The organism is Pseudomonas sp. N-137 (assembly GCF_034555295.1).
Taxonomy (GTDB): Bacteria; Pseudomonadota; Gammaproteobacteria; order Pseudomonadales; family Pseudomonadaceae; genus Aquipseudomonas; species Aquipseudomonas rhizophila.
In genome coordinates this window covers 1-1,226 of record NZ_JAXUDQ010000001.1, presented here as the reverse complement: position 1 = coordinate 1,226, position 1,226 = coordinate 1, and the positions used below count along the sequence as shown (strand labels likewise).

At 55.5% G+C, this 1,226-nt stretch carries 2 protein-coding genes; both read right to left on the bottom strand.

Going from position 1 to position 1,226, the window contains the following annotated elements; all coding sequences use genetic code 11:
- Window positions 1-19: 19 nt before the first annotated feature.
- Window positions 20-856, bottom strand: a complete 837-nt coding sequence (locus tag T3A99_RS00010; protein WP_047230569.1) for an IS3 family transposase — start codon at window positions 854-856, stop codon at window positions 20-22.
- Window positions 853-1,155, bottom strand: a complete 303-nt coding sequence (locus T3A99_RS00005; RefSeq protein WP_047230570.1) for an IS3 family transposase — start codon at window positions 1,153-1,155, stop codon at window positions 853-855. The genes T3A99_RS00010 and T3A99_RS00005 overlap by 4 nt, the downstream gene beginning before the upstream one ends.
- Window positions 1,156-1,226 lie beyond the last annotated feature (71 nt).

Sequence of the window (1,226 nt, the reverse complement as noted above, 5' to 3'; positions counted from 1 at the left end):
CTGGACACCAGTTAAGGTTTCACGCCGCCAGTTTCTCCATGGCTACCGGCGACCGGTAGTCGTTGTAGCTATGGAGCCTGACGTTGTTGTATCGCATCACATAACGTTGCACATCCACGCGGGCTTCATGCTCCGAGCTGTAGCCATCGTCTGGCACCCACTCTGATTTCAGGCTCCCAAAGAAACGCTCCATCGGGGCGTTGTCCCAGCACTCACCTTTACGACTCATGCTGTGCAGGAGTCCATGCTTGCGCATCTCATTCCTGAATTTGTGGCTGGTGTATTGGCAACCTTGGTCAGAATGAAACAGCACCTCTTTTGGACAGCCTCGCAATTGAACCGCCATTCGCAACGCTTCGCAGGTCAGCGTGGCATCGGAAATCATTGAAAACGACCACCCCACGATCCGGCGAGCAAACAAATCCAACACTGCCGCGAAATACATCCAGCGCTTACCCACCTTGATGTACGTCACATCTCCACACCACACCTGGTTGATCGCCGTGACATCAAACTTGCGCTTGAGCACATGCGGCGCTACCAGCGCTTCCACGCCGGAAGATTTGTACTTGTGCCGCCGCCGCTGATGACTGGCAACACCGGCTTCGCGCATCAAACTGCGAGCCAGATGTCGCCCGACACGATGCCCCTTTGCTTGCAGTTCCTTGGAAAGGGTGCGAGACCCGGCGGATGCTCTGGATTCCTTGTGATGCTCGACCAGCACGGCTTTGAGTTTCTCCCGCTCAGGCTTCACCTTGCCTTGGCGCTGACGCCAGGCGTAAAAGCTGCTGCGGTTGACCCCAAACGCCCGACAGCAATTGTTAACGCCGTACTGCTCGTCCAGCTCGTTGATCAACGAGAATGATCTTTGGAGTCCAAAAGCAGGAGAGCACTGGCCTTTTTTAGGATTTCAATGTCCAGGTCTTTTTGCCTGAGCAACGCTTTGAGCTGCTGAATCTCTCGCTGATCGGCGGTAATCGCCTTAGCCCCCTCGGGGGTCGAACCCAAGCGCTCTTTGCGAACCTGGTCGACCCAACGGCGCAAGGCGGTAGGGCCAATATCCAGGCTGGCACAGACTTCGGGAACGGACTGGCCCTCGTCCAGCACCATGCTGGCAGCCTTGAGCTTGAACTCACTGGAATAAGATTTGCGCATATCCAAACACCTCAGATTTGGGCGCCATCATAGCGCCCGATTGAAGTGTCCAAAATCATTAGGCCAGTTCA